Genomic DNA, 333 nt, shown 5'->3' on the forward strand with positions numbered 1-333 from the left:
TCTCACACTCCTCCGCTTATTGATATGCTTAAGTTCAGCGGGTAGTCCTACCTGATTTGAGGTCAAATTTGATGATGATTTTGTCCGAAGACCATTATAAGCGGACTCTGAGGGATCAAACGACAGCGCAACATGATTATCACACTGACATCCGGAAGCCAAAGGTTGAATTCCGCTGATGCATTTGAGAGGAGCCGACCAATATGCGGCCAGCACCTCCAAGTCCAATCTCCGAAAGGTCGTGAAACCCTTGGAGTTGAGAATTTAATGACACTCAAACAGGCATGCTCCTCGGAATACCAAGGAGCGCAAGGTGCGTTCAAAGATTCGATG

General features: G+C 47.1%; 1 protein-coding gene. It reads right to left on the reverse strand.

The window, feature by feature from the left end:
* The coding region (locus GSQ92_RS30400; protein ID WP_216856922.1) for a hypothetical protein at window positions 1-222 on the reverse strand (222 nt) is incomplete at its 3' end.
* Window positions 223-333: the final 111 nt, after the last annotated feature.

The organism is Acidisoma sp. S159, assembly GCF_009766125.1.
Taxonomy (GTDB): Bacteria; Pseudomonadota; Alphaproteobacteria; order Acetobacterales; family Acetobacteraceae; genus Acidisoma.